A 24,023-nucleotide genomic window follows, 5' to 3' on the forward strand; every position below is an offset into this window, starting at 1 on the left:
CATTTATCATGTTTTTTATCGTTTTATCTCAATAATTTTGAATAAAAAATTACTGAGCATGCAATTCTGGAAAAAACTATCTCAAACTGAAAGACAAGAACGCATTCAAAAAGCGTTAGATGAAAATGTAAATTTTGCAAAGGACACTTCCCTAGGATATCCCGCATCCAAATTAGACGGAAAAGTATTTAATAGTGACGCCCCTTTTTTGAAAGACGCACCAACTCTACAAACCTATGTAGCTAATCCCAATCACATTGGTTGCCATACCTTAGGCACTTCGGAAAAAGCATTCAAGGGAACCCAAGAAATGGAACGCGAGGTTTTGAATGTCCTTGCAGTTGATATTTTCAAAGCAGAACCTGATTCCTTTGATGGATATATCGCCCCTGGAGGAACCGAAGCTAATATTCAAGCTATTTGGATGTATCGCAATTACTTTATTTATAAACAAAATGCTAGGCCTTCTGAAATAGCCATTATTGCCTCCGAAGACACCCATTATTCCATACCGAAAGCGGCTAATCTACTAATGCTCGATTGGCTTAAAATCCCTATAGATTTCGAAACCCGTGTAATTGATATATTTGCTCTTGAAAATATCATTATAAACGCCAAAGAACGAGGGGAAAAATATTTTATCGTTGTTTCAAATATGGGAACTACCATGTTTGGTGCCGTTGACAATCCAGATGATTATATTCAAGTTCTGGAAAAACACAATTTAAAATACAAATTGCATATTGATGGTGCCTATGGCGGATTCGTTTATCCATTTAGCAACAAAAATTGTGACATCAATTTTGAAAACCCTAAAATCAGTTCTATAACCATTGATGCCCATAAAATGCTTCAGGCGCCATATGGTACCGGGATTTTCATATGCAGAAAAGGACTGATTGAAAATGTCCTGACCAAGGAAGCCGAATATGTGGAAGGCATGGACTTGACGCTTTGCGGAAGTCGCTCAGGGGCAAATGCCATAGCGGTTTGGATGATCTTATTTACTTACGGCCCTTTTGGATGGTGTGAAAAAATACGTGTTTTACAAATGAGGACGGAATGGTTGTGCGAACAATTGAAACAATTGAACATATCCTTTTTCAGAGAACCTTTTATGAATATTGTAACCATCCCAGCTCAATACATCACAAAAGAACTGGAAGAAAAATATGATTTAGTCCCTCAAAAACACGACAATGGGAATCAATGGTATAAAATTGTGATTATGGATCACGTTGAAGTAGATCATTTGAGTACTTTTATAACCGATTTAAAAGTTACCCTACATGATAAAAAAAGAATTACGATCGAAGTATAAATCATTAAGAAGCCAACTTTCAGAAACTGAAATAGAAAACAAGAGTTTAGAAATCGCAAACAAACTGATTTCACTTCCTATTTGGGAGAAAACTTATTTCCATATTTTTTTGCCTATTACAGAACATAAGGAAGTAAACACTGAATATGTTTTGCATTTACTTTCAGGTAAGGACAAGGAGATTATCATCTCCAAAAGTGATTTTGAAACGAGAGAAATGACTCATTTTCTATTAACGGACAATACAAAAATAAAGAAAAACGAATACAATATCCCTGAACCTGTTGACGGATTAGAAGTGCCTTGCAAAAAAATAGAAGTCGTTTTCATTCCACTTTTGGCATTTGACACAACCGGACATCGGGTGGGTTATGGCAAGGGGTTTTATGATAAATTTTTAAACGAATGTAAACCCGAAACTATTAAAATAGGTCTTTCTTTCTTTGAAGCTGAGGAATTAATTGAAGATATTTTTGAAAGTGATATAAAACTAGATTATTGCGTGACGCCAAATTCTATTCAATCTTTTTAATTTTGAATACGTACTTTCGCATCAGATAAAATCTAATATAAGTTATGAGAACATTTAAAAATTCAAGATTTGCTTTAACCGTTATGGCAATGCTATTTGCATTTTCAATATCAAACTGCAGTATTCACACTAGAACCAGCAGATCAACATATAAAGCCAAAAAACTTCCTCCTGGACAGGCTAAAAAAATATATGGTGGAAAAAGCGCTAAACGTTATGCTCCGGGGCATAACAAATAAAAAAAAGGACCTATTTGAAATATCAAATAGGTCCTTTTTTAATAATCTAAATAGAGAAAATTTACTGTTTATGAAATGCTTTTTTATTGAAAACAATTAAGATTCCCACACCCGTAGAAATTGCCATATCGGCAACGTTGAAAATAGCGTTGAAAAAAGTAAAATCCCTTCCTCCCCAAACAGGCAACCAAGAAGGTAAGATTCCGTGCCAAAACGGAAAATAAAACATATCAACTACCTTACCGTGAAAATATTTTCCATAAGGCTCCTCGGCAAATAAAGTAGCTAATTGTGAGTGACTATCATCGAATATCACACCGTAAAAGACAGAGTCTATTATATTCCCGAAAGCTCCCGCCAGAATTAAAGAAATGGCAACAACTAAATAGTTAGAACTGTGTTTTCTCTCCACAGAATCCCACAACCAATATCCAATTCCAGTAACGGCAACCAGTCTAAATAAGGTTAAAAACAATTTACCGTATGTCCCAGGTATTTCAGTTCCCCAAGCCATCCCTTCGTTTTCAATAAAAAGTATTTTAAACCATTTAAAAACTTCTACTTCTTCGCCTAAAATAAAATTAGTTTTAATAAATATTTTTGAAGCTTGATCAACGATTAAAATCAGGAAGATCAATAGATACGCTTTTCGTAATGACATTTTGTATTTTTTTTTAAGTGGCGTAAAAGTAATTATTTTATCAAAAAAAACGCTCCATTAGGAGCGTTAAATATTATATAATTGCAGTTAATTAACGTTGCAGGTTTTTAGCTTCGATACTCATAGTTGCATGAGGTACAATTCTAAGTCTTTCCTTAGCTATTAACTTACCTGTGACTTTACAAACGCCATAAGTTTTATTCTCTACACGGAAAAGCGCATTTTTCAAATCACGAATGAATTTCTCCTGACGGATCGCTAGCTGTGAATTTGCTTCTTTAGACATACTTTCGCTTCCTTCTTCGAATGCTTTGAATGTAGGCGATGTATCATCGGTACCATTATTCATGTCATTTAAATAGGCGCTTTTTATTAAATCTAAATCAGATTGAGCTTTATGTATTTTATTCAAAATTATCTCTTTGAACTCTGCTAAATCGGCGTCAGAGTATCTTTGTGCTTCATCTACCATATCCTAGTTATTTAGTAATTATTATTTTTGTTTTTACTTCGTCAAACTCAATTTCAGCACCATCAATTATATTGTCTTCAAAAACCAACTCTTCAGTTAGTGTTTCGGATTTAATGTATGCTTCATTGGCTTTTACCGCTTCCTCTAAAATGTCATTTTTTTGCAAATGCACTTTAATTTTATCAGTCACTTCAAATCCAGATTCTTTTCTAATATTCTGAATTCTGTTTACCAACTCTCTCGCTACCCCTTCTTTTCTTAATTCTGGTGATATGACAACATCAAGGGCAACTGTTATTCCATTAGAATTTGCCACTAACCACCCTTCAATATCTTGTGAGGTAATCTCAACATCTTCCAATGTTAAAGTTAAGCTATTTCCTGCAATTACAAGCTCTAAGCTCCCTTCCTTGTCCAATTGATTGATTTGATCAGCCGAAAAACCTTGTATTTCCTTGGAAATCAGCCCCATATCTTTACCAAAACGAGGTCCTAATGTTTTAAAATTAGGCTTGATTTGCTTCACTAATATCCCAGATGCATCATCCAAAAGTTGAATTTCCTTGACGTTTACCTCCGCTTTTATAAGGTCGGAAACGGCCTCAATTTCAAGCCTTTGACTCTCGTCAAGTACCGGTATCATTACCTTTTGCAGGGGTTGGCGTACTTTAATCATTTCCTTTTTACGGAGTGATAAAACCAACGATGAGATGGTTTGCGCTTTCTGCATTCTACTCTCTAACGATTTATTAACAAAGTTTTCAACTTGTTTTGGGAACTCTGCCAAATGTACACTTTCGTACTTTTCTGATTGTGTTGCCTGCGTTAAGTCTCTGTAAAGTTTATCCATAAAGAAAGGGGCAATAGGAGCACTTAGCTTGCTAATAGTCAGCAAACAGGTATATAATGTTTGATAAGCCGCGATTTTATCCTGCCCATAATCCCCTCTCCAGAAGCGACGACGACACAAACGTACGTACCAGTTGCTCAAGTTTTCCTGTACAAAATCAGAGATTGCACGGGCCGCTTTCGTTGGTTCGTAATCCGCATAATAACTATCTACGTCTTTTATTAAGGTATTCAGTTCCGAAATAATCCACTGATCGATTTCAGGTCTTTCATTTAATGGGATCTCAGCCTCTTCATATTTGAATCCGTCGATATTGGCATACAAGCTAAAAAACGAATACGTATTGTATAAAGTACCAAAGAATTTCCTGCGAACCTCAGCAATTCCTTCCAGGTCAAATTTCAAATTGTCCCAAGGATTTGCATTCGAAATCATATACCAGCGTGTGGCATCTGGACCATATTCTAACAATGTTTCAAATGGATCTGCAGCATTCCCTAAACGTTTGGACATTTTTTGTCCGTTTTTATCTAGAACTAAACCATTCGAAACAACATTTTTATAAGCTACTTTATCAAAAACTAAAGTTCCTATAGCGTGAAGTGTATAAAACCATCCACGTGTTTGATCCACTCCCTCAGCTATAAAATCAGCTGGAAAATCTTTATTATTGTCAATTTTGTCTTTGTTTTCAAAAGGATAATGCCATTGCGCATAAGGCATAGACCCTGAATCAAACCAAACATCAATTAAATCAGCCTCTCTTTTCATAGGTTTCCCAGATGGAGAAAGCAAAGTGATTTCGTCAACTACATTTTTATGCAAATCGATTAAATCATAATTCGACTCCGCCATATTCCCTATTTCAAACCCTTTAAAAGGATTTTCTTTTTGGAAACCTGCAGCTATAGATTTTTCTATTTCGTTATATAATTCTTCAACGGAACCTATTAAGATCTCTTCTTGTTTGTCCTCGGTTCTCCAGATAGGTAAAGGGATTCCCCAATATCTTGAACGGGAAAGATTCCAATCGTTTGCGTTTTTCAACCAATTCCCAAAACGTCCTTCTCCAGTAGCTTTTGGTTTCCAGTTGATCGTTTCGTTCAAGTCGAACATTCTGTCTCTAACTTCTGTGATTTTTATAAACCATGAATCTAAAGGATAGTATAAAATAGGCTTATCGGTTCTCCAGCAATGTGGATAACTGTGTACGTATTTCTCTACTTTGAATGCTTTATTTTCTTCTTTTAATCGAATGGCAAGCTCCACGTCAATAGAACGTTCCGGTGCTTCACCATCGTTATAATATTCGTTCTTAACATATTTTCCAGCATATTCACCCATATGAGACGTGAATCTACCTTGTAAATCCACTAAAGGAACCGGAATTTCGTTTTCATCTAATACTAATAATGGTGGAACTTCAGGAATGGCTTCTTTAGCCACTTTTGCATCATCAGCACCAAATGTTGGTGCAGTATGTACAATTCCCGTTCCGTCTTCAGTAGTTACAAAATCACCTGTAATTACTCTAAAAGCATTTTCAGGATTTTGGTATGGTAGAGCGAATGGCAATAATTGCTCGTATCGAATACCTACTAAACCATTCCCTTTTACCTCAGCGAGGATTTGAAATGGAATCTTTTTATCTCCAGCAGCAAAGTTTTCAAAATCTGAAACTTCAGTACTTTCAAAAAATCCTTTTCCAAATTGTTTCCCAACTAAGTTTTTAGCTAAAAGAACATTTGTAGGCAAAAAAGTATATTGATTGAAGGTTTTTACTAAAACGTAATCGATTTTAGGGCCTACAGTTAAAGCTGTATTTGAAGGCAAAGTCCAAGGTGTTGTCGTCCAAGCCAATATATGCACATCCCCAAAGTTTTGTAAAACTTCTGGCAATGTATTGTTAATAGCTTTGAATTGTGCCACAACAGTAGTATCCGTTACATCACGGTAACTTCCGGGTTGGTTCACCTCATGCGAACTTAATCCAGTACCCGCTTTTGGCGAATAAGGTTGAATGGTGTATCCTTTGTACATCAAATCCTTATTATAGATTTGCTTCAAAATCCACCAAACCGTTTCCATGTATTTGGATTTATAAGTCACATATGGATCTTCCATATCAACCCAATACCCCATTTTTTCAGTTAAATCGTTCCACACATCCGTGTAACGCATAACCGTTTTTTTACAGGCTTCGTTATATTCTTCAATGGAAATTTTCTTTCCAATATCTTCTTTGGTAATTCCTAATTCTTTCTCGGTACCTAATTCAACAGGTAAACCGTGCGTATCCCAGCCTGCTTTACGCTTCACTTGGAATCCTTTTTGTGTTTTATATCTACAAAAAATATCTTTAATAGCACGCGCCATTACGTGGTGAATTCCTGGCAAACCATTTGCCGAAGGAGGTCCTTCGAAAAATACGAATGGCTGGTTCCCTTCACGAGTGGTTACACTTTTCTCAAATATGTTTTCTTTCTTCCAAAAATCCAGTACTTCTGATGCTACAGTTGGTAAGTCAAGTCCTTTGTATTCAGTAAATTTTGTGCTCATTTTATCCTTTTCTTTAATCGAAGTGCGAAAGTAAGGAATTTTCAATAATTAAACACGAAATTCACGAATTGACACGAATTTTGTTTATAGTCATAAAACCGAAACCTCTTTTTCGATTAAGAAAAAACTTCCTTTAAAACGTCAAGGGATTTTGGTTTTCTAAAACCGTCCAAGTGAAGGCTGTAGTAATCAATTAGAATTTTTAAAACGATTTGCCTTTCAATCACGTGAAATATTTTTTGATCGTTATCGAATTTTAATCCTATGAGTTTTTTAAACAAATTCGTTTCGTGCTCCGTTAAGGAATTAATAGCGTGAAGCGGTGTAAAAACACCTTCAGTCATTTCGAAAAAAGGCATATCCATATCGGAAATATCGGGGTAAAAACCGAGGTGTTTTGTGGTTCCCAACATTAAAATTAAGTGGAAATTGGCAATTTCGTCATGATTGTCGAGCCAAAGCAAGGCTGCTTCTAAAAAATCAAAAAGCGACTCGTTTTTTTCTTCTTCATGTATCGAATGATGCAGGATTTCAGAAATGAACATCACAATCGTACTCTTGTAAATATCAGAATGAATAGACTGAAACGGAACGCTTAATTTAATTTCTTTGAAGTTTTCCAATGTTCCTTTATTCTTATGCACCGCCTCAATTTCAAGAATTGAAAGTGGCTGAAAATAAGCGATTTTTTGGTTTGATTTTCTACCGGAAAAAGCGTCCCTGACAAAATAAGATTTCAAACCATGAGATTGGGTAAAACACTTCACTATCAGCCCTTTTTCCTGAAATTTTATTGATGAAATGACTATGGCTTTGGTTTTGACTTGCATTATTATAATTAAAAAAATTAGAAAATTTAAAGATTGAAAAATCTATTCATCTCTAAACTATCTTACAATCATTACTTTTTTCACTTTGGTCTCCACACCGTCTTGCGCCGATATAAAAATCATATAAACCCCTGACGCTACTTTATATTTACCAAAGGCTGTAGTATCCCATTCTATTGTACCTCCTTCTGAAGTAGTTTCATGAACTAGATTCCCTTCGATATCCGTAATTTTAATATTGGCTTTATTTATCAAGCCAGATATTTTAACCGTTCCCTCATATTCAGGACGCACCGGATTAGGATAAACATAAACTTCATTCAAATCATCACTGGCACTCGTTGCGATTCCTTTAAAAGAAATCAACCCTTTAGCAGTTGCTATAAAAACCTCTCCAGTAAGGCTGTTGATATCAATGTCGTTTATAATGTTGCTGGGTAATGGCGAGTTGTTTATCGTAAAATGATATTTCGTTTCTTGCCCGTTTGCCGATACTAAAAACAATCCTGAATCAGCTGTTCCTATCCATTTATTATTAGATCCATCCACTACAATATCCGTAATAAACTGCTCATACAATAATTCTTGGGCTAAGTTGTCATCCAAAATAATAATGGGATTAGTAGTCATCTGACTCTCCGTTTGAAAATTACCAACATTCGGAAGAATTCTCAATCCTTTTGCCGTCCCTATCCAAAGCTGATTCCGATTATCTACAGCAACAGCTCTAACATCTCTTATAGGCAAGTTTCCGGAATCAGGACCAGCGGTGATTTTCTTGAACTTATTAGTGCTTTCATTAAATCCTATCAAACCATCTCTATACGTAGTCATCCATTTTGTGCCAAATTTATCAATTACCATTCGACCAAAACTATTGTCTTCACTCACATCAAGAATAGTACTCATACTGTAACTTTGCCATTGCCCATTGGTACGTAAAACTTTTAAACCGTTTTTTATTCGGCTATTAGTCACCCACAGATTTCCTGATTGATCAAATGCTGTTCCATTTATTCGAATATCGATATAAGAAGGCCCTGCAAAACTTAACGATTCTAATCCGCTATTGGTTTGATTGTATAAAATGGAAGGCACATCATTTACAATTTTTAATAAACCTGAAAAAAAAGAACTCACAAATACCTCATTCTCTTTATTAGGATTCACCGTAATTCGACTCAATGATTTCGCTCCTAAAACCTTCTCGTATGGAATATTTAACCACCCAGAAGCAGTATACTTACTCAGCCCATAGCTGTCTAAATCATAAGGATTATACGAAATGTCATAATCCCCATACGCCGCCCAAAGCGCATCGGAAGTCGTTTGAAGTGCAAAAACATTGTTTTTTAATGGGCCACTAGGTGTACTATTTTTAAAAGCAGAAGATGCTGTTATTGTTGTGGTTAACATACCGTTTTCTTTGGTACCAATGTAAAGTGTCCTTGCAATTCCAGTGGCGCAGCTAAAAGCAGAAACATTTCCTGGAAGTTGGTTTTTACTTATCTGGCGAACTAAAATCATTTGTTTATTATAAACATAAATATCCGCGGCAGTAGTTACAAACAAATACTCTTCTTTTGCTCTCATGTCTACAGACGGCAATGAAAGAGAGACAAAACCAACAAACGAATTCAACCCGTACCTATGTATATATCCAGAAGAGTTTATGGCTATTAACTCCGTGTCGAAAGTTTCAATACTCGACCAACTCCCTATTGCAATTTGTTGCCATTGTTGATAATCATTCAGGTTTTTTCCTTTTATGTCCGCTCTTCTAATTCCGAAGTTAGTTGCCGCATAAATAAATCCATTATAAACCGCAGTTTGCCTTACAATTATCTCCGCACCACCATCACCAATAAAATAAGTGTCTCCAAAAAGCAATGTAGCTAAATTGAATTGTACTATTCCAAAATCACATGACACGTAAACAATGCCCTCAAACTCCATAAAATGATTTATTTTTTTAAGGTTTGCCGGAAGTTGTTTATTGATAATATCAACCACTTTCAACATACTTCCATCGACTTCATTCACAACAATCATCAATCCGTTTTCATAACCCACAACAGTCTTATTGTACTGAGGACTGTAATGCAAGGAAGAAATAGTCTGGCCGGAAAGTCCGTCTATTGTATTTGTCGTTTTGATTTGGCCAGAAACAGTGCTTTTAGAAAATAGGGCGTTTTCTGAAGCCGCATATATTGTAGTGGATGAGGCAGAGACATCCTTAATGTCATTATATGAAAAATAACCCTTCCAAGATAAATTGCTTTGCGCAAAAATAAATTGTAAGGATAACAGCAGTAGAAAAGATAAAAAGCGTTTTTTCATTATTAGAAAACTTTGTATTGGCAAATATAACACAAACAGAAGAAATCACTTTTTGTTGTAATCAAAAAAAAGCCTTCTAACCAAAAGTAGGTTAGAAGGCTTCTTAAAATATTTAAAAAAGATTTATACTACCCCTTGAGCTAGCATAGCATCAGCTACTTTTACAAATCCAGCGATGTTAGCACCTTTTACATAGTCAACATAACCTGTAGAATCAGCACCGTACTCAACACATGAAGAGTGAATAGCAAGCATAATTCCTTTTAATTTTTCATCAACTTCTTCAGCAGTCCAGTTTAGTCTTAAAGAGTTTTGAGACATTTCTAAACCTGAAGTAGCAACTCCACCTGCATTAGACGCTTTTCCTGGAGCAAATAATATTTTTGCTTCTTGGAAAACTGTAACTGCTTCTGGTGTAGTTGGCATATTAGCTCCTTCAGCCACACAAATACAACCGTTAGCAACTAAAGCTTTCGCTTCGTCATCATTCAATTCGTTTTGAGTTGCACAAGGCAATGCGATATCTCCTTTCACTTCCCATGGACGTGCTCCGGCAACATATTTAGCATTAGGGTATTTAGTAACGTAGTCACTAATTCTTCCTCTTAATTCATTTTTGATAACCATTACGTGAGCTAATTTCTCAGCATCGATTCCATCTGCATCGTAGATATAACCAGCAGAATCAGAAAGAGTAACAACTTTACCACCTAATTGAGTCGCTTTTTCAGTAGCATATTGAGCTACGTTTCCAGAACCTGAAACAACAACTGTTTTTCCTGTAAAGCTATCTCCTTTAGTAGCTAGCATACTTTGTGCAAAATAAACTGCACCGTATCCTGTAGCTTCTGGTCTGATTAACGAACCTCCAAAAGAAATTCCTTTTCCAGTTAAAACACCAGTAAATTCGTTTCTTAATCTTTTGTATTGACCGAATAAAAATCCAACTTCTCTTCCTCCAACACCGATATCTCCAGCAGGAACGTCAGTATTAGCGCCAATATGTTTAGACAATTCTGTCATGAAGCTTTGACAAAAACGCATTACTTCATTATCTGATTTTCCTTTAGGATCAAAATCTGCTCCACCTTTTCCACCACCCATTGGCAATGTAGTCAAGCTATTTTTGAAAGTTTGTTCGAAAGCCAAAAATTTCAAGATGCTTAAGTTTACAGAAGGGTGAAAACGAAGACCACCTTTGTAAGGTCCGATAGCAGAATTCATCTGAATACGGTATCCTCTGTTCACTTGAGTTTCTCCTTTATCGTCAATCCAAGCTACTCTAAACATAATGATTCGATCTGACTCGACCATTCTTTCCAAAAGCATTTTGTTCTGGTATTTTTTATTTTTTTCGATAAATGGAATTACAGTTTCAGCAACTTCAACAACAGCTTGCATGAATTCTGGTTCATTTGGGTTTCTTTTAGCAACCGCTTCTATAAAAGTAGTAATACTTTGTGACATGACTATTAGATTATTAACGTTTAAGAAAACGTTTTCGTTAGTGAGTACAAATATACATTTTATAAAAATATTTTTGTTTTTTATTTCAATTTATTGATAGAATTATCTTTTTATTACCCAATCAATAATAATTCAGCTTTTGATACCGTTTAATAAAGACAAACGTTGTAGTTTTCTTAAGCAAATAAGAATATGTCTGCTTATTTTTAATTTTAATTGCAATGCGGGATTGATGTTTTTTATATATTTGTCGGGACCTGAAATTATAATCAAAAATGCTCAAACCTATAATCCTTGTTTTATTTGTTTTATTTGGCTTTACACAAAGTTCAAATGCACAATATGGCTTTTCCCATGAAATAGGAGTTATAGCTGGACCTGTAGCCTTTCAATCCGACTATGGCCAACGTTATCATTTTAAAACTAATGCTGGAAATACAGGTTATGGTATTGGAATAATTCATTATTTAAATTTTTCTTACGAAGCAGAGTGTAACTGTTATACTCCTGAAACCTATTTTAATGACCACTTTAAACTTAGAAGCGAACTTTCATACAATAAAACCGAATTAGAGCATTTTGGAGAATGGGTAAAGCCAGAGAGAACTTCTCTTGGAGCAGACCAGTTACGAGCAATGAAAGGAAGTACAGCTGTTACTAATATAGGTATGCAACTGGAATATTTCCCCTTAAGCATTAGACGTTTTACGGCAACCATAGGTAGTTTCGGGCCATTTATAAGCCTTGGAGGTCAATTTAGTTATTACAATCCAGAAGCACGCTCTTCCCTTGGACCTTTAGGAACTCCATTGACTACTTTCCCAAAATACTTAACTCCTACTGACAATCAACCATACGGTTTTACAAACGAAAGTGGCACAACCTGGTCTATAGTCTCAAGTGTGGGAACACGATTTAAATTAAGTCCGTTACGTGATTTAATGGTTGATTTAAGATTTCAATATTATTTTTCCAACTGGGTGGAAGGTTTAAATCCTAATCCTGCTATTTACAAAGAAAACAAAGCCAATGACTGGCTGGTATGGTTTAATGTAGGATATATCTATTACTTACAATAGCCCTCAAAATAAAAACTCAAAAGCCCCAAATCTACATTGTAGATTTGGGGCTTTTATTATTTAAGCCAAACTACCCTAGTGAAAAGGATAAGCCAGCATTTCAATTTTATATTATGCTAATGCTTGTTTTAGGTCTTCAATTAAATCATCGGCATCTTCAATTCCTACGCTCAATCGAACCAAGTCATCCGTAATTCCAATTTCTCTTCTTATGTCCTCTGGAATAGAGGCGTGCGTCATCAAAGCCGGGTGATTTGCCAAAGATTCCACACCTCCCAATGATTCCGCCAAGGTAAATATTTTTAATTTTTCAAGAAATTCAATTGAATCTTGTTTTTCTCCTGAAACGAAATTAAACGAAACCATTCCTCCAAAACCTCTCATCTGCTTTTTGGCAATAGTATGAAAAGGATGACCTGACAATCCTGGAAAATAAACCGTTTTTATTTTTGGATGGTTCCTTAGAAATTCCACCACTTTCAATCCGTTTTCACAATGCCTTTGCATTCTTAAATGAAGTGTTTTAATGCCTCTCAACACAAGAAAACTGTCCATTGGTCCAAGGGTTGCTCCAGTTGCAAATTGCTGAAAATACAATTGCTCTGCTAATACCTTGTCCTTTATAATTAAAGCTCCCGCAATAACATCCGAGTGTCCTGCTAGGTATTTAGTTGCTGAATGCATCACTACGTCTGCCCCTAAATCTAATGGGTTTTGTAAATAAGGCGTTGCAAAAGTATTATCTACAGCAAGAAGAATTTTCTTTGGAATAGTGATTAAAGCAATTGCTTCAATATCGGCTAATTTCATCAAAGGGTTTGTTGGCGTTTCTAACCAAACCAGCTTCGTGTTTTCGTTTATCAGTGACTGGAATTTCTCCATATCGTTCATATCTACATAATGGAATTTAATCCCTGAATCTTTATATATTTTAGTAAACATTCTATAGGTTCCACCATACAAATCGTCCATTGCAATGATTTCATCACCTGCTTTAAAAGAGCGCAACAAACAGTCTGTAGCCGCTAATCCTGATGAAAAAGCTAATCCTTTCACTCCGTTCTCTAAACTTGCCAATGCATTTTCTAATGCTGTTCTGGTAGGATTTGCTGAACGGCTATATACGTAATCACCTATAGGCTTCCCAGGACTTGTTTGGGCAAAAGTAGAAGTTTGAAAAACGGGAGGCATAACTGCTCCAGTACTTGGATCGTGATGCTGCCCGCCGTGTATTGCTTTAGTATTGAATTTCATAAATTACATAGATTAATTAGTCATATGGAGTTTACATTTTTCAACGGTGTTGCATTGCAATTCCGTTATGTTTCATTCACATAAACTATTGTTTTGTTTTAGTTTTATAAATTTACTTATTAATTCAGTCTTGACAAGGCACAAGTAGGTACCTTTGTGTTTAATTAACACTTTTTTTGAAATGAAAAATTATATTTTTTTAGTATGCTTACTTTTTTTAATGGCAGGATGCAAGAAAGAACTAGTTTTTGAAAATCAGTCATTTGATAAAAAAACAAGTTTGCCATGTCAGGAAAACTGTCCTCAAATAACATTAGAAATTCCCGTTGCTAAAGGCATCCAAATTGTAGCTGACAGCATCAACAACACGATATTTTCGGTAGTGAAAAATATCGTTTATTTTGGCGAAAAACCATATACCGTAACTGATTATGACGGACTGACTTCCTCATTCATTCATTCCTATGAAAAAATGAAGAAAGACTTTCCGGAAGACTCTTTTGGTTGGGAGGCCAAAATTAATGGCTCCATAAAATACCAGTCTGAAATGATTTTAAATATCGAAATCAATTATTACTCATTCACTGGAGGCGCTCACGGATACCAAGGTTTGAAATCTTTGCTCTTTGATCCCAATACAGGTAAATCCATTTCGAACAATCTTATTTTTAAAGAACCACTTGCTTTTAAGGCTTTCGCCGAAAAGAAATTCAGAGCAAAATACAACATTCCTGAAAACCAAAACATCAATGCAACAGGAATGCAGTTTGAAGATGATACCTTTCAAATTGCACAAAATATTTTCTATACAGACAAAGGTCTGCTTTTACTTTACAATCCGTACGAAGCCGCATCTTATGCAGATGGACCCCTAGAGTTATTTTTTCCTTATAATGAAGTGAATACTTATTTGCTTTTAAAATAATCTTGATACAACTGCTCCCCTAGCCCTGGTAGCAGTGAAAACCCTGACACTCGAAAAGCTATTTATTTCAGGCAGAAAAGAGCGACCAAAGGAAGCTCCTTTTAAGCCTTTGAAATAAAAGCTTTGAGAAGGAAGGTTGTAACGAATGACAGGATTAGCTTCTAAATAAATTTCCTGATACCCATCATTATCCCTAAATGTACTGCTTCGTGGTAATTGTTGAAATGTAAAGCATCGGTTGCGTTTTTAATGGTATAACCAGTCATAACAGTGAATTCAATGTAATTATTGAATGCCTGATTTTCAAAATCCATTTCAGATTTATTTATCGTTTCATGAAGAAATGAGCGTATTTCATCTACTTCTTCCTGACTGAAATCTTGCTCAGGTTTACTTCCTTTTTTATATTTACTGACCATTTCGTCAGGGATCATCATAGGTAATCCTGATAATTTATAAACCAGCATTTGCTGAACTACCACGGTATGACCTATGTTCCAGATTAAATTATTGCTGTATCCTTCAGGAATTTTATTGAGTTGTTCTAATGAATAACCATTTAAAAATTGAGTTAAAGTATCTCTATTGCTTCTTGTAATCTCAAAAATTCGCTTCATTTTTCTAAGTTTTTGATAAAAATAATCATTTTCAGTGTCAAATGAATTTTCTTTGTACCAATAAAATGCAACTTATTATGAACAAAATATATTATCTCGCTTCTTGCGATACGTGTCGAAAAATCATCAAAACTTTACCAAAAGACAATGATTTGGTTTTTCACGACATCAAACAAAATCCAATTACGGAAGAAGAATTAGAAGAAATGCACCAACTTTCAGGGAGCTACGAAGCGCTTTTCAGCAAAAAAGCACAGTTGTATAAATCTATGGATTTAAAGAACAAATCCCTGACTGAAGCCGATTATAAAAAATACATATTGGAACATTATACATTCCTAAGCAGACCTGTTTTCATCATTGACAATGCCGTTTACATTGGCAATACACAACAAAATATGCTTCAGGTAATGAAAGCTCTTGGGAATGTATAAAAGGAGTATTGCACTTTTTGGGGCCACTCTGGTTTCTATAATTTACGGAGTCACTTTTACTATTGCAAAAGATGTAATGCCTAAGTATATTGATGCTTATGGCTTTATTTTATTGCGTGTAAGTGGGTCAATGCTTTTGTTTTGGATCTCTTGGTTATTTATGCCAAAGGAAAAAATAGAAACAAAAGATTTTCCTAGAATTATTGCCGCCGCTTTCTTTGGAGTCGCTTTTAATATGCTTACGTTTTTCAAAGGATTAAGTCTTACTTCACCTATTTCAGCATCAGTGATTATGGTGACGACACCTATGATTGTACTGGTGCTATCAGCAATAATAATCAAGGAACGAATGCGGAAACGCATGGTTTCGGGCATTATTCTGGGATTAATAGGAACGGCATTTCTTATTCTTTATGGTAAATCAATAGGCAGTGCCACTAACGCAGCATTAGGGAATTCCCTGGTATTAGTCAACGCTTTGTCTTATGGTTTTTACTTGATTATCGTTAAGAAATTGATGGATAAATACAATGCTTTTACGTTTGTGAAATGGATTTACTTGATAGGATTCTTGATGGTATTGCCTTTTGGCTGGAGCCAATTTGAAATGGTAGACTGGACTATAGTTCCTACGGTAATTTACTGGAAAATAGGTTTTGTGGTGATTTTTTCAACTTTCATTACCTATTTATTAAACTTGCTTACCATGAGAGAATTGAGTCCTACAACTGTCGCTGTTTTCATTTATTTACAACCTGTATTCGCGACTGTTTTTGCCATTGGTTTAGGAAAAGACGACCTGAGTATAGTGAAAGTTGTTTCGGCAATTTTGATTTTCGCAGGGGTTTATCTTGTTACCCAGAAAACCTCCCCTAACCCTTCCGAAGGTGGGAAATAAACCTAAAAACGTGAACTTCTAGGATTAGTTGGCTTTTTATAAAAATGAAAATTCTATACTTGGAAATTAGTGACTAAACCAAATCACTGCATACTAAATACGGACCACTGACCACTTTTTTATTATCTTTGAACTCTTTTAGAAAAATATATGATACAATCAATGACTGGTTTTGGTAAAGCAACTTTGCAACTTCCAACCAAAAAAATAACAGTAGAGGTAAAATCCCTAAACAGTAAAGGTTTAGATTTAAACGTGAGAATGCCTTCACTTTACCGCGAAATGGAATTGGGTTTACGCAATCGCATTGCATTAGCACTGGAAAGAGGTAAGGTAGATTTTTCTATTTTTATCGAAAGTACCGCTGACCAAACCACAACGAAAGTCAATGTCCCTATCGTGAAAGCCTACATCAATCAATTGAGGGAAGTGTATTCTAATGCTGATGAAACGGAATTAATGAAGATGGCAGTAAGAATGCCTGACGCTTTAAAAACGGAGCGTGAAGAAATTGATGTTGATGAATGGTTGAAAATTCAAACAGTTATCGACGAAAGCATCATTAATATTTTAAATTTTCGAAAAGACGAAGGAATGTCTTTAGAGAGAGAATTTCAACTGCGTATAGGAAACATTCGTCAATATATGACGGAAGCTTTGGCTCTAGATCCAGAACGTGTTCAAGCCATAAAAGACCGTTTACAAACTGCCATTTCAGAACTGAAAGTGAATGTGGACGAAAATCGTTTTGAACAAGAATTGATTTACTACCTAGAAAAATTAGACATCACCGAAGAAAAAGTACGTCTAACCAATCATTTGGATTATTTCCTTGAAACTATAGAAGGAACAGAGGCCAATGGTAGAAAATTAGGTTTCATTACTCAAGAAATGGGACGTGAAATCAACACTATGGGTTCAAAATCGAATCACGCACAAATGCAGAAATTAGTCGTTCAAATGAAAGACGAATTGGAAAAAATCAAAGAGCAGGTTTTAAACGTGTTGTAATTATCACCCATTATTATGCGTAGAGACGCGATTAATAGCGTCTCTACCAAAATCAAAATCAATGAACAAAGGAAAATTAATCGTATTCTCGGCGCCATCAGGGTCGGGGAAAACAACTATAGTTAGACATTTATTAAGTAAAGAAGATTTAAATCTGGAATTTTCCATTTCGGCTGCTTCTCGAGAACCAAGAGGAGAAGAAATCAACGGAACAGATTATTATTTCATCTCTACTGAAGAATTCAAGAAACACATCAAAAACGAGGACTTTCTGGAATGGGAGGAAGTGTACAGAGATAATTTCTATGGAACTTTAAAAAGCGAAATAGAACGCATCTGGGCATTAGGAAAAAACGTTATTTTTGATATTGATGTGGCCGGAGGTTTGAGAATCAAGCATAAATTTCCTGAGGAAACATTAGCTGTTTTTGTAAAGCCGCCAAGCATCGACGAATTAAAAATTCGATTGAAAAAAAGATCTACTGAAAGCGATGACAAAATCAATATGCGTATCGCAAAAGCATCTGTAGAACTGGCAACAGCACCACAATTTGACACTATTATCAAAAACTATGATTTAGATACTGCTAAAGAAGAGGCGTATCAATTGGTAAAGAATTTTGTAAAATAAGGTATTCGGTTTTAGGAGTTGGGCATTAGTAAATTCTAAAGCTTAAAACCTAAAACCTAAAACCCAAAACCCAAATTATGAAAATAGGATTGTATTTCGGAACGTTTAACCCTATCCATATTGGGCATCTCATTATTGCCAATCATATGGCGGAAAATTCTGATTTGGACCAAATATGGATGGTCGTTACACCACACAATCCTCATAAAAAGAAGAGCAGCCTTTTAGACGACCATCACCGTTTGCAGATGGTGCATCTGGCCACAGAGGAATTTCCAAAAATCAAACCTTCGGATATTGAATTCAAGTTGTCACAGCCTAATTATACGGTAAACACCTTAGTTCATCTGGAAGAAAAATTTCCTGAAAACGAATTTTCATTGATTATGGGTGAGGACAATTTAAAGTCTTTGCACAAATGGAAAAACTATGAAATCATTCTTCAAAATCACAACCTATATGTCTACCCTAGACTAGAAATAAAAAACCAATCTGGTGAAAAAAACCAAGCAGAATCAGACAATTTCGATTTGAAAAAACATCCGAAAGTACATTTAATAGATGCTCCGGTTGTTGAAATTTCATCCACTTTTATTCGAAATAACATCAAAGAAGGGAAAAATATCCAACCCCTTTTATCCGATAAAGTTTGGAAATATATCGACCATAATAATTTCTACAAGAAATAATCAGCTCAACACCTTTTTCAATTCCTCTTCAATCTCCTGAAAAGCGGTGTTTAGATTATCGTTTTTCGCCGACAACAAATACACTTCCGTGCTAGGCATTTGTTTGCTATTCCATAATAGTTTCAGTTTTTTGCTTTCAATAAACTCTTTTGCATTGCAATTCCAAGTCACGACAACTCCCGTATTTTTCGAAAGCACTTCTAACATCTCATACTCTGACGGAATTATGAAATTTGGAATCATCGACGGTCTTTTTTTATTAAAAACGTGCAGCCAGAATAATTTGATATGCGGAATTCCGGCATCGTGACTGTACCATTTTTGTTCGTTTAACCAATGCTCGGTTGCGCTAAAATCCTTTGATTTGATTGTGGCTTTTAATTCGGTTGTATCGATATTGACTGAACCAACAATGACTTGTTTGATCTCCCCAATTTTTTTTTGGATAGTATCAAAGGTGTCATATTTCTGGGTTACAATTGCAAAATTGAGTTTTTTAGAGTCAACCAATTCAAAAAGCATTTGGTTCTCCTGAAAACTAAAATCGATATAATCAAATTTGGATATCAATGCACTTCCAATACTGCTAAACAAATGCTTGGAAATCCCAACCGAAATCAATCGATTTGCATTGAACGCCTTGGCACGAAAACCGTTCTCTACATTTTCAAGTCGGTCTAGAGCCTCAATGATTAAATTATTGAGTAACTTAGCGTACTCCGTTGGTTCCACCCCCTTGGACTTCCTATTGAATAATTTATAGCCTACGTGCGCCTCAAGCATAGATATTTGCTGACTTACAGCGGGTTGACTTATAAAAAGCTCCTTTGCTGCAACGGAAAAATTACCGTTTTTATAAACAGATTTAAACGTTCTGTACCATTCGAGATTAACCATGATATAAATATATTTATCACAAACATAATTTAAATTATTTTTACTAATAACATATTCGCCGTAAATTTGTGTAAACAAAATTAGAAATGAAAAAAGTAGCATTATTAGCATTAATCGTATTAACAGTAGGTTGTTTTACAGCAACTGCACAAAAAATAAACAAAAACAAGATGAAAAAAGTATTATTCGTTCTTACTAGTCATGATAAACTAGGAGACACAGGAGAAAAAACAGGATTTTGGACAGAAGAATTTGCAGCACCTTATTATGAGTTAGCAGACAAAGGAATTCTAATTGATATTGCAACACCACTAGGAGGACAACCACCTATTGACCCAAAAAGTGAAGATCCATCATCAGCAACAGAAGACACCAAACGTTTTGACAAAGACACTGAATTATTGGCAAAATTAAAAAACACACACAAACTAGCCGATGTAAAAGAGGCTGATTATGATGCGGTTTTTTACCCTGGAGGTCACGGTCCATTATGGGATTTAGCAACCGATAAAAATTCATCCGAATTAATAGCTTCTTTTTATTCGAATAATAAACCCGTAGCTTTTGTATGTCATTCGCCAGCAGTATTGAAGAATGTAAAAGTAAATGGAGAATATTTAGTTAAAGGTAAAAAAGTAACTGGTTTTTCAAATACCGAGGAAGAAGCAGTAGGATTAACTAAAGTCGTTCCGTTTTTATTAGAAGATGCATTAAAAGCAAATGGTGCAACTTATTCTAAAGGTGCAGACTGGAATCCATACGCTGTTGAAGATGGTTTATTGATTACAGGTCAAAATCCAGCATCATCAAAACTTGTTGCAGAAAAGTTATTACAACAATTAAACGCAAAAAAATAAACATGTTAAACTTCGAAATATACAATCCTACGAATCTAGTATTCGGGAAAGGACAAATAGAGAAATTAGGAAGCCTTGTGCCGAAAGGAGCTAAAATATTATTGGCTTACGGTGGTGGAAGCATCTTTAAAAACGGAATCCACGAGCAAGTAATCAACAATCTTAAAGGTCACGAAATTGTGGAATTTAGCGGTATTGAAGCTAACCCACATTTTGAAACTTTAATGAAAGCAGTTGCAATTGTTAAAGAACAAAATATCGATTTTATCCTTGCCGTTGGTGGTGGATCTGTAATTGATGGTGTTAAATTTATTTCGGCTGCGGTTCATTTTGAAGGTAACCCAATCGATATTTTACAAAAACGCATATTGATTAAGGAAAACGCAGTGCCTTTTGGAACTGTATTAACCTTGCCAGCTACTGGAAGTGAGATGAATTCAGGTGCAGTTGTAACTATTGAATCAACCAAAGAAAAGTTGGCTTTTGGTGGTTCAGCTATGTTTCCAAAATTCTCGATATGCGATCCAACAGTAATCGAGTCTTTACCAAAAAGACAATTACAAAACGGTGTTGTTGATGCCTATACACACGTAATGGAGCAATACTTGACTTACCCTCACGAAGGATATTTGCAAGACCGCATTGCCGAAGGTATTCTTCAAACATTAATCGAAATAGGCCCTAAAGTAGTTGAAAACCCAAAAGATTATGCCTTAGCTTCAAACTTTATGTGGAGCTGCACAATGGCCTTAAACGGATTAATCCAAAAAGGAGTTCCTAGTGACTGGGCAACCCATATGATTGGACATGAATTAACGGCTATGTACGGAATAGATCATGCACGAACTCTTGCAGTAATCGCACCTAGTTTATACAAAGTGATGTTTGAAACCAAGAAAGGAAAACTAGCGCAATACGGAAAACGCATCTTCAACTTAGAAGGAACGGAAGACGAAATAGCAAATGAAGCCATTAATAAAACAGTTGAATTCTTCCACACTATGGGAATGGATACTAAACTGTCTGAATATACTTCAGACTACAGTAAAACAGCTGATTTTATTGTGAATCGTTTTGACGAAAGAGGATGGAAAGGATTAGGTGAAAAACAAAATATCACTTTAGAGAAAGTTAAAGCTATTGTAGAGATGAGCTACTAATTTCTTTGGAAATAATAAAAAATGAAAAAGGCGTTCTAATAAAATAATTGGAACGCCTTTTCAAAACACCAAAACAAAATTAACTAATTCAATTCTCATTTTTCATCTAAAAACTTAATTTATAATCACTTATAACGCATTAATAATTTATATATTGTATAAATAATATGTTTTTAAACAAAAAAATTTATTCTAATCCTCTAAAGGGTAGCTTTCAATCTTATTTTTTTGTGTGATTAATTCATTTTTAAGTACTTTTGGTTAAATTTAATAACATAATGACCGAGAATATAAAATTTGCAGTAATTGGTGGTGGAAGTTGGGCGACAGCTATAGCAAAAATGCTATGTGTAAATTTACCTGAAATCTCATGGTACATGCGTAATGAGACTGCAATAGAACATCTTAAAACACACAAACACAATCCAAATTACCTGAGTTCAGTAGAATTTGATATTTCTAAATTAAAACTAACCTCAGATATAAATGAAGCAGTGGCTTATGCTGATTATATCATATTTGCCATTCCATCAGCCTTTCTAAATGGTGAATTAGAAAAACTAACCGAGTCATTGAAAGACAAGGTGATTTTTTCGGCTATAAAAGGAATCGTACCGGAAACGAGTTTGATTGTTGGAGAGCATTTTCACTTTAAATATGATATCCCTTATTACAATATTGGTGTAGTAACAGGCCCTTGTCATGCTGAAGAAGTGGCATTGGAACGCTTATCCTATTTGACAATCGCCTGTGGTGATGCACAAAAAGCTGAAATTGTTGCCAAAAACTTATCAGGCAACTATATCAAAACTAAAATTACAGATGACATTATTGGAACTGAATATGCGGCTATGCTTAAAAACATATATGCTATCGCAGCCGGTATTGCACATGGTTTAGGATATGGAGACAACTTTCAATCCGTGTTAATGAGTAATGCGATTCGAGAGATGAAGAAATTCATCAAGAAAGTCCATAAAATGAAGCGAAACATCAATGACTCGGCTTATTTAGGTGATTTATTGGTAACCGGTTATTCTGTGTTTTCAAGAAACAGAATGTTCGGGAATATGATAGGTAAAGGATACACCGTAAAAAGCGCGATGATGGAAATGAGCATGGTTTCTGAAGGGTATTATGCCACAAAAAGTGCTTATAAATTAAATCAAGGTTATGGAGCAAAAACCCCAATCATAGATGCTGTATACAGTATTTTATACGAAGGAAAAGAAGCTAAAGCAGTGTTTAAAGAATTGACCGATAAACTGGATTAATACTTAGAATTATTCTAACTTAAAAATTCGAAATATGGTATTTTCATTTACTGGCACAGCAAACCTATTCCCAAAACAAATCCTCTTGGGATTTTGTTTTATGGTGGCTTTTCAAACATCGGGGCAAGAGCTTTCTGGGCAAGATTTACTTAAGAAAACAATTGAATATCATGATGCCAATAACAACTGGGACACCTTTAATGGGAAGTTGTTTATTGAAATGAAAGCTCCTAATGGAAGCGACCGTTTGAGTGAGGTAGTTATTGATTTACCTAACCAATATTTTAAACTTAGCGCCCTTAAAAACAACACGAAAGTTGAGCATATCGTTGATAAAAACATTAGTTCTTTTACCTTAAACGGCAATTCTACATTTACAGAGGAAGAGGCTAAAACGTATAACTTGACCGAAACAAGAGCGAAATTCATGAAAAACTACTACACCTTTTTGTATGGTTTGCCAATGAAGCTCAAGGATTCAGGTACAATCATAAACCCTGCAGTTGAAAGAAAAGAGTTTATGGGTAAAGAATACTTAGTGCTAAAAGTTAAATATGAAGAAGGAGTAGGAAAGTTCTTGGTACTTTTATTTTGATCCAAAAACCTATGCAATGGAAATTTATCAATTCTATCATGACGAAGCTAAAAATGATGGGGAATATATAATCCTTAACGGAGAAGAAGTTTTTTCTGGGATTAAATTTCCTAAATCTAGAGCTTGGTATTTGAATAATGACAAAGCTTACCTAGCTACAGACAAACTTACAAAAGTGACTCCTTTATAAAAATTCAAAGTGAATTATTATAGGTTATGGAACATATTGGCAAAACCCTTTTTATTGGTGAATATGAACGACGAAATAGTTAATACGTGTACTAATACCTAGTTGTTTCTTCATTAATTGTTATTTATATAAGCTTTGTGGCATTCATACCAATTTCCAAACTCCTGAGCCCAAAATATTTTATAGTTTTGAATTTAAAAATTCAAAACTATAAATCAAGATTTTTTTGTCAATTACTTGA

At 35.0% G+C, this 24,023-nt stretch carries 24 protein-coding genes; 15 read left to right on the top strand and 9 right to left on the bottom strand.

Going from position 1 to position 24,023, the window contains the following annotated elements; all coding sequences use genetic code 11:
- The first annotated feature begins 58 nt into the window (after positions 1-58).
- The 3 genes from FLAK523_RS03165 to FLAK523_RS03175 are packed head-to-tail and all read left to right on the top strand — an operon-like array spanning position 59 to position 2,092.
- Positions 59-1,321: a pyridoxal-dependent decarboxylase gene (locus FLAK523_RS03165; protein ID WP_248906473.1), complete on the top strand. Its 1,263-nt coding sequence runs from the start codon at positions 59-61 to the stop codon at positions 1,319-1,321.
- Positions 1,290-1,853 (top strand): 5-formyltetrahydrofolate cyclo-ligase, encoded by a 564-nt coding sequence (locus FLAK523_RS03170; protein ID WP_248906475.1) that lies wholly within the window; start codon positions 1,290-1,292, stop codon positions 1,851-1,853. The genes FLAK523_RS03165 and FLAK523_RS03170 overlap by 32 nt, the downstream gene beginning before the upstream one ends.
- Before the next feature lie 44 nt (positions 1,854-1,897).
- Complete coding sequence (locus tag FLAK523_RS03175) at positions 1,898-2,092, top strand: hypothetical protein (RefSeq protein WP_248906477.1); 195 nt, start codon at positions 1,898-1,900, stop codon at positions 2,090-2,092.
- A gap of 61 nt (positions 2,093-2,153) precedes the next feature.
- On the opposite strand, the gene FLAK523_RS03180 is transcribed toward FLAK523_RS03175, so the two are convergent.
- The 6 genes from FLAK523_RS03180 to gdhA all read right to left on the bottom strand — a co-directional run bounded on the left by FLAK523_RS03180 (position 2,154) and on the right by gdhA (position 11,271).
- On the bottom strand, positions 2,154-2,753 hold the full coding sequence (locus tag FLAK523_RS03180) for a lipoprotein signal peptidase (RefSeq protein WP_248906479.1): 600 nt from the start codon (positions 2,751-2,753) through the stop codon (positions 2,154-2,156).
- Positions 2,754-2,844: 91 nt separating this feature from the next.
- Entirely contained in the window at positions 2,845-3,225 is a 381-nt protein-coding gene (locus FLAK523_RS03185; protein WP_248906481.1) for a TraR/DksA C4-type zinc finger protein, read from the bottom strand.
- A 7-nt stretch (positions 3,226-3,232) separates the two neighbouring features.
- Positions 3,233-6,634, bottom strand: coding sequence for an isoleucine--tRNA ligase (gene ileS / locus FLAK523_RS03190; RefSeq protein ID WP_248906484.1), 3,402 nt, complete (start codon positions 6,632-6,634; stop codon positions 3,233-3,235).
- Positions 6,635-6,750: 116 nt separating this feature from the next.
- On the bottom strand, positions 6,751-7,464 hold the full coding sequence (gene recO, locus FLAK523_RS03195) for a DNA repair protein RecO (RefSeq protein ID WP_248906486.1): 714 nt from the start codon (positions 7,462-7,464) through the stop codon (positions 6,751-6,753).
- Positions 7,465-7,521: 57 nt separating this feature from the next.
- Entirely contained in the window at positions 7,522-9,804 is a 2,283-nt protein-coding gene (locus tag FLAK523_RS03200; protein ID WP_248906487.1) for a T9SS type A sorting domain-containing protein, read from the bottom strand.
- Between the two features lie 123 nt (positions 9,805-9,927).
- Complete coding sequence (gene gdhA / locus FLAK523_RS03205) at positions 9,928-11,271, bottom strand: NADP-specific glutamate dehydrogenase (protein WP_248906489.1); 1,344 nt, start codon at positions 11,269-11,271, stop codon at positions 9,928-9,930.
- 275 nt (positions 11,272-11,546) lie between these two features.
- Here gdhA and FLAK523_RS03210 point away from each other — a divergent pair, with 275 nt between their 5' ends.
- The gene (locus tag FLAK523_RS03210) at positions 11,547-12,350 is read left to right on the top strand and encodes a glutamate dehydrogenase (protein ID WP_248906492.1); all 804 of its coding nucleotides are present in this window, start codon (positions 11,547-11,549) and stop codon (positions 12,348-12,350) included.
- Positions 12,351-12,461: 111 nt separating this feature from the next.
- On the opposite strand, the gene FLAK523_RS03215 is transcribed toward FLAK523_RS03210, so the two are convergent.
- A complete protein-coding gene (locus FLAK523_RS03215; protein WP_248906494.1) occupies positions 12,462-13,604 on the bottom strand; it encodes a cystathionine gamma-synthase in 1,143 nt (380 codons plus the stop codon).
- Positions 13,605-13,785: 181 nt separating this feature from the next.
- On the opposite strand from FLAK523_RS03215, the gene FLAK523_RS03220 reads away from it, so the two are divergent.
- A complete protein-coding gene (locus FLAK523_RS03220) occupies positions 13,786-14,529 on the top strand; it encodes a DUF3298 and DUF4163 domain-containing protein (protein WP_248906496.1) in 744 nt (247 codons plus the stop codon).
- A 161-nt stretch (positions 14,530-14,690) separates the two neighbouring features.
- Here FLAK523_RS03220 and FLAK523_RS03225 read toward each other — a convergent pair whose 3' ends face one another.
- Positions 14,691-15,146, bottom strand: a complete 456-nt coding sequence (locus FLAK523_RS03225; RefSeq protein WP_248906498.1) for a DinB family protein — start codon at positions 15,144-15,146, stop codon at positions 14,691-14,693.
- Between the two features lie 77 nt (positions 15,147-15,223).
- Between FLAK523_RS03225 and FLAK523_RS03230 the strand changes: the two genes are divergently transcribed.
- From FLAK523_RS03230 to nadD, 5 genes are all read left to right on the top strand, one after another.
- Positions 15,224-15,580, top strand: a complete 357-nt coding sequence (locus tag FLAK523_RS03230; RefSeq protein ID WP_248906500.1) for an arsenate reductase family protein — start codon at positions 15,224-15,226, stop codon at positions 15,578-15,580.
- Positions 15,573-16,478: a DMT family transporter gene (locus FLAK523_RS03235; protein ID WP_248906503.1), complete on the top strand. Its 906-nt coding sequence runs from the start codon at positions 15,573-15,575 to the stop codon at positions 16,476-16,478. The genes FLAK523_RS03230 and FLAK523_RS03235 overlap by 8 nt, the downstream gene beginning before the upstream one ends.
- Positions 16,479-16,628: 150 nt before the next feature.
- Positions 16,629-17,489: a YicC/YloC family endoribonuclease gene (locus FLAK523_RS03240; protein ID WP_248906505.1), complete on the top strand. Its 861-nt coding sequence runs from the start codon at positions 16,629-16,631 to the stop codon at positions 17,487-17,489.
- A gap of 61 nt (positions 17,490-17,550) precedes the next feature.
- Complete coding sequence (gene gmk / locus FLAK523_RS03245; protein ID WP_248906506.1) at positions 17,551-18,120, top strand: guanylate kinase; 570 nt, start codon at positions 17,551-17,553, stop codon at positions 18,118-18,120.
- Positions 18,121-18,197: 77 nt separating this feature from the next.
- Positions 18,198-18,809: a nicotinate (nicotinamide) nucleotide adenylyltransferase gene (gene nadD, locus FLAK523_RS03250; RefSeq protein WP_248906508.1), complete on the top strand. Its 612-nt coding sequence runs from the start codon at positions 18,198-18,200 to the stop codon at positions 18,807-18,809.
- On the opposite strand, the gene FLAK523_RS03255 is transcribed toward nadD, so the two are convergent.
- Positions 18,810-19,706, bottom strand: coding sequence for a LysR family transcriptional regulator (locus tag FLAK523_RS03255; RefSeq protein WP_248906510.1), 897 nt, complete (start codon positions 19,704-19,706; stop codon positions 18,810-18,812). It lies immediately after the preceding gene.
- Between the two features lie 86 nt (positions 19,707-19,792).
- Between FLAK523_RS03255 and FLAK523_RS03260 the strand changes: the two genes are divergently transcribed.
- The 5 genes from FLAK523_RS03260 to FLAK523_RS15260 all read left to right on the top strand — a co-directional run bounded on the left by FLAK523_RS03260 (position 19,793) and on the right by FLAK523_RS15260 (position 23,782).
- On the top strand, positions 19,793-20,563 hold the full coding sequence (locus FLAK523_RS03260) for a type 1 glutamine amidotransferase domain-containing protein (RefSeq protein ID WP_248906512.1): 771 nt from the start codon (positions 19,793-19,795) through the stop codon (positions 20,561-20,563).
- A 2-nt stretch (positions 20,564-20,565) separates the two neighbouring features.
- A complete protein-coding gene (locus FLAK523_RS03265) occupies positions 20,566-21,723 on the top strand; it encodes an iron-containing alcohol dehydrogenase (RefSeq protein ID WP_248906514.1) in 1,158 nt (385 codons plus the stop codon).
- A gap of 278 nt (positions 21,724-22,001) precedes the next feature.
- Entirely contained in the window at positions 22,002-22,997 is a 996-nt protein-coding gene (locus tag FLAK523_RS03270) for an NAD(P)H-dependent glycerol-3-phosphate dehydrogenase (protein ID WP_248906516.1), read from the top strand.
- A gap of 34 nt (positions 22,998-23,031) precedes the next feature.
- Positions 23,032-23,592 (top strand): DUF6503 family protein, encoded by a 561-nt coding sequence (locus tag FLAK523_RS03275; protein ID WP_368670295.1) that lies wholly within the window; start codon positions 23,032-23,034, stop codon positions 23,590-23,592.
- Between the two features lie 16 nt (positions 23,593-23,608).
- Positions 23,609-23,782: a DUF6503 family protein gene (locus tag FLAK523_RS15260; protein WP_368670296.1), complete on the top strand. Its 174-nt coding sequence runs from the start codon at positions 23,609-23,611 to the stop codon at positions 23,780-23,782.
- The last annotated feature ends 241 nt before the right edge of the window (positions 23,783-24,023 follow it).

Origin of the sequence: Flavobacterium sp. K5-23 (assembly GCF_023278045.1) — a bacterium.
Classification (GTDB): Bacteria; Bacteroidota; Bacteroidia; order Flavobacteriales; family Flavobacteriaceae; genus Flavobacterium.

Excerpts from the sequence above, each read along its gene's own strand:
- FLAK523_RS03200 (WP_248906487.1), bottom strand. The coding sequence starts at position 9,804 with ATGAAAAAACGCTTTTTATCTTTTCTACTGCTGTTATCCTTACAATTT.
- FLAK523_RS03230 (WP_248906500.1), top strand. The coding sequence starts at position 15,224 with ATGAACAAAATATATTATCTCGCTTCTTGCGATACGTGTCGAAAAATC.
- ileS (WP_248906484.1), bottom strand. The coding sequence starts at position 6,634 with ATGAGCACAAAATTTACTGAATACAAAGGACTTGACTTACCAACTGTA.
- FLAK523_RS03240 (WP_248906505.1), top strand. The coding sequence starts at position 16,629 with ATGATACAATCAATGACTGGTTTTGGTAAAGCAACTTTGCAACTTCCA.
- FLAK523_RS03185 (WP_248906481.1), bottom strand. The coding sequence starts at position 3,225 with ATGGTAGATGAAGCACAAAGATACTCTGACGCCGATTTAGCAGAGTTC.
- recO (WP_248906486.1), bottom strand. The coding sequence starts at position 7,464 with ATGCAAGTCAAAACCAAAGCCATAGTCATTTCATCAATAAAATTTCAG.
- FLAK523_RS03210 (WP_248906492.1), top strand. The coding sequence starts at position 11,547 with ATGCTCAAACCTATAATCCTTGTTTTATTTGTTTTATTTGGCTTTACA.
- FLAK523_RS03215 (WP_248906494.1), bottom strand. The coding sequence starts at position 13,604 with ATGAAATTCAATACTAAAGCAATACACGGCGGGCAGCATCACGATCCA.
- FLAK523_RS03175 (WP_248906477.1), top strand. The coding sequence starts at position 1,898 with ATGAGAACATTTAAAAATTCAAGATTTGCTTTAACCGTTATGGCAATG.
- FLAK523_RS03165 (WP_248906473.1), top strand. The coding sequence starts at position 59 with ATGCAATTCTGGAAAAAACTATCTCAAACTGAAAGACAAGAACGCATT.
- FLAK523_RS03270 (WP_248906516.1), top strand. The coding sequence starts at position 22,002 with ATGACCGAGAATATAAAATTTGCAGTAATTGGTGGTGGAAGTTGGGCG.
- FLAK523_RS03225 (WP_248906498.1), bottom strand. The coding sequence starts at position 15,146 with ATGAAGCGAATTTTTGAGATTACAAGAAGCAATAGAGATACTTTAACT.
- gdhA (WP_248906489.1), bottom strand. The coding sequence starts at position 11,271 with ATGTCACAAAGTATTACTACTTTTATAGAAGCGGTTGCTAAAAGAAAC.
- FLAK523_RS03265 (WP_248906514.1), top strand. The coding sequence starts at position 20,566 with ATGTTAAACTTCGAAATATACAATCCTACGAATCTAGTATTCGGGAAA.
- FLAK523_RS03180 (WP_248906479.1), bottom strand. The coding sequence starts at position 2,753 with ATGTCATTACGAAAAGCGTATCTATTGATCTTCCTGATTTTAATCGTT.
- FLAK523_RS03255 (WP_248906510.1), bottom strand. The coding sequence starts at position 19,706 with ATGGTTAATCTCGAATGGTACAGAACGTTTAAATCTGTTTATAAAAAC.
- nadD (WP_248906508.1), top strand. The coding sequence starts at position 18,198 with ATGAAAATAGGATTGTATTTCGGAACGTTTAACCCTATCCATATTGGG.
- FLAK523_RS03235 (WP_248906503.1), top strand. The coding sequence starts at position 15,573 with ATGTATAAAAGGAGTATTGCACTTTTTGGGGCCACTCTGGTTTCTATA.
- FLAK523_RS03220 (WP_248906496.1), top strand. The coding sequence starts at position 13,786 with ATGAAAAATTATATTTTTTTAGTATGCTTACTTTTTTTAATGGCAGGA.
- FLAK523_RS15260 (WP_368670296.1), top strand. The coding sequence starts at position 23,609 with ATGGAAATTTATCAATTCTATCATGACGAAGCTAAAAATGATGGGGAA.
- gmk (WP_248906506.1), top strand. The coding sequence starts at position 17,551 with ATGAACAAAGGAAAATTAATCGTATTCTCGGCGCCATCAGGGTCGGGG.
- FLAK523_RS03170 (WP_248906475.1), top strand. The coding sequence starts at position 1,290 with ATGATAAAAAAAGAATTACGATCGAAGTATAAATCATTAAGAAGCCAA.
- FLAK523_RS03275 (WP_368670295.1), top strand. The coding sequence starts at position 23,032 with ATGGTATTTTCATTTACTGGCACAGCAAACCTATTCCCAAAACAAATC.
- FLAK523_RS03260 (WP_248906512.1), top strand. The coding sequence starts at position 19,793 with ATGAAAAAAGTAGCATTATTAGCATTAATCGTATTAACAGTAGGTTGT.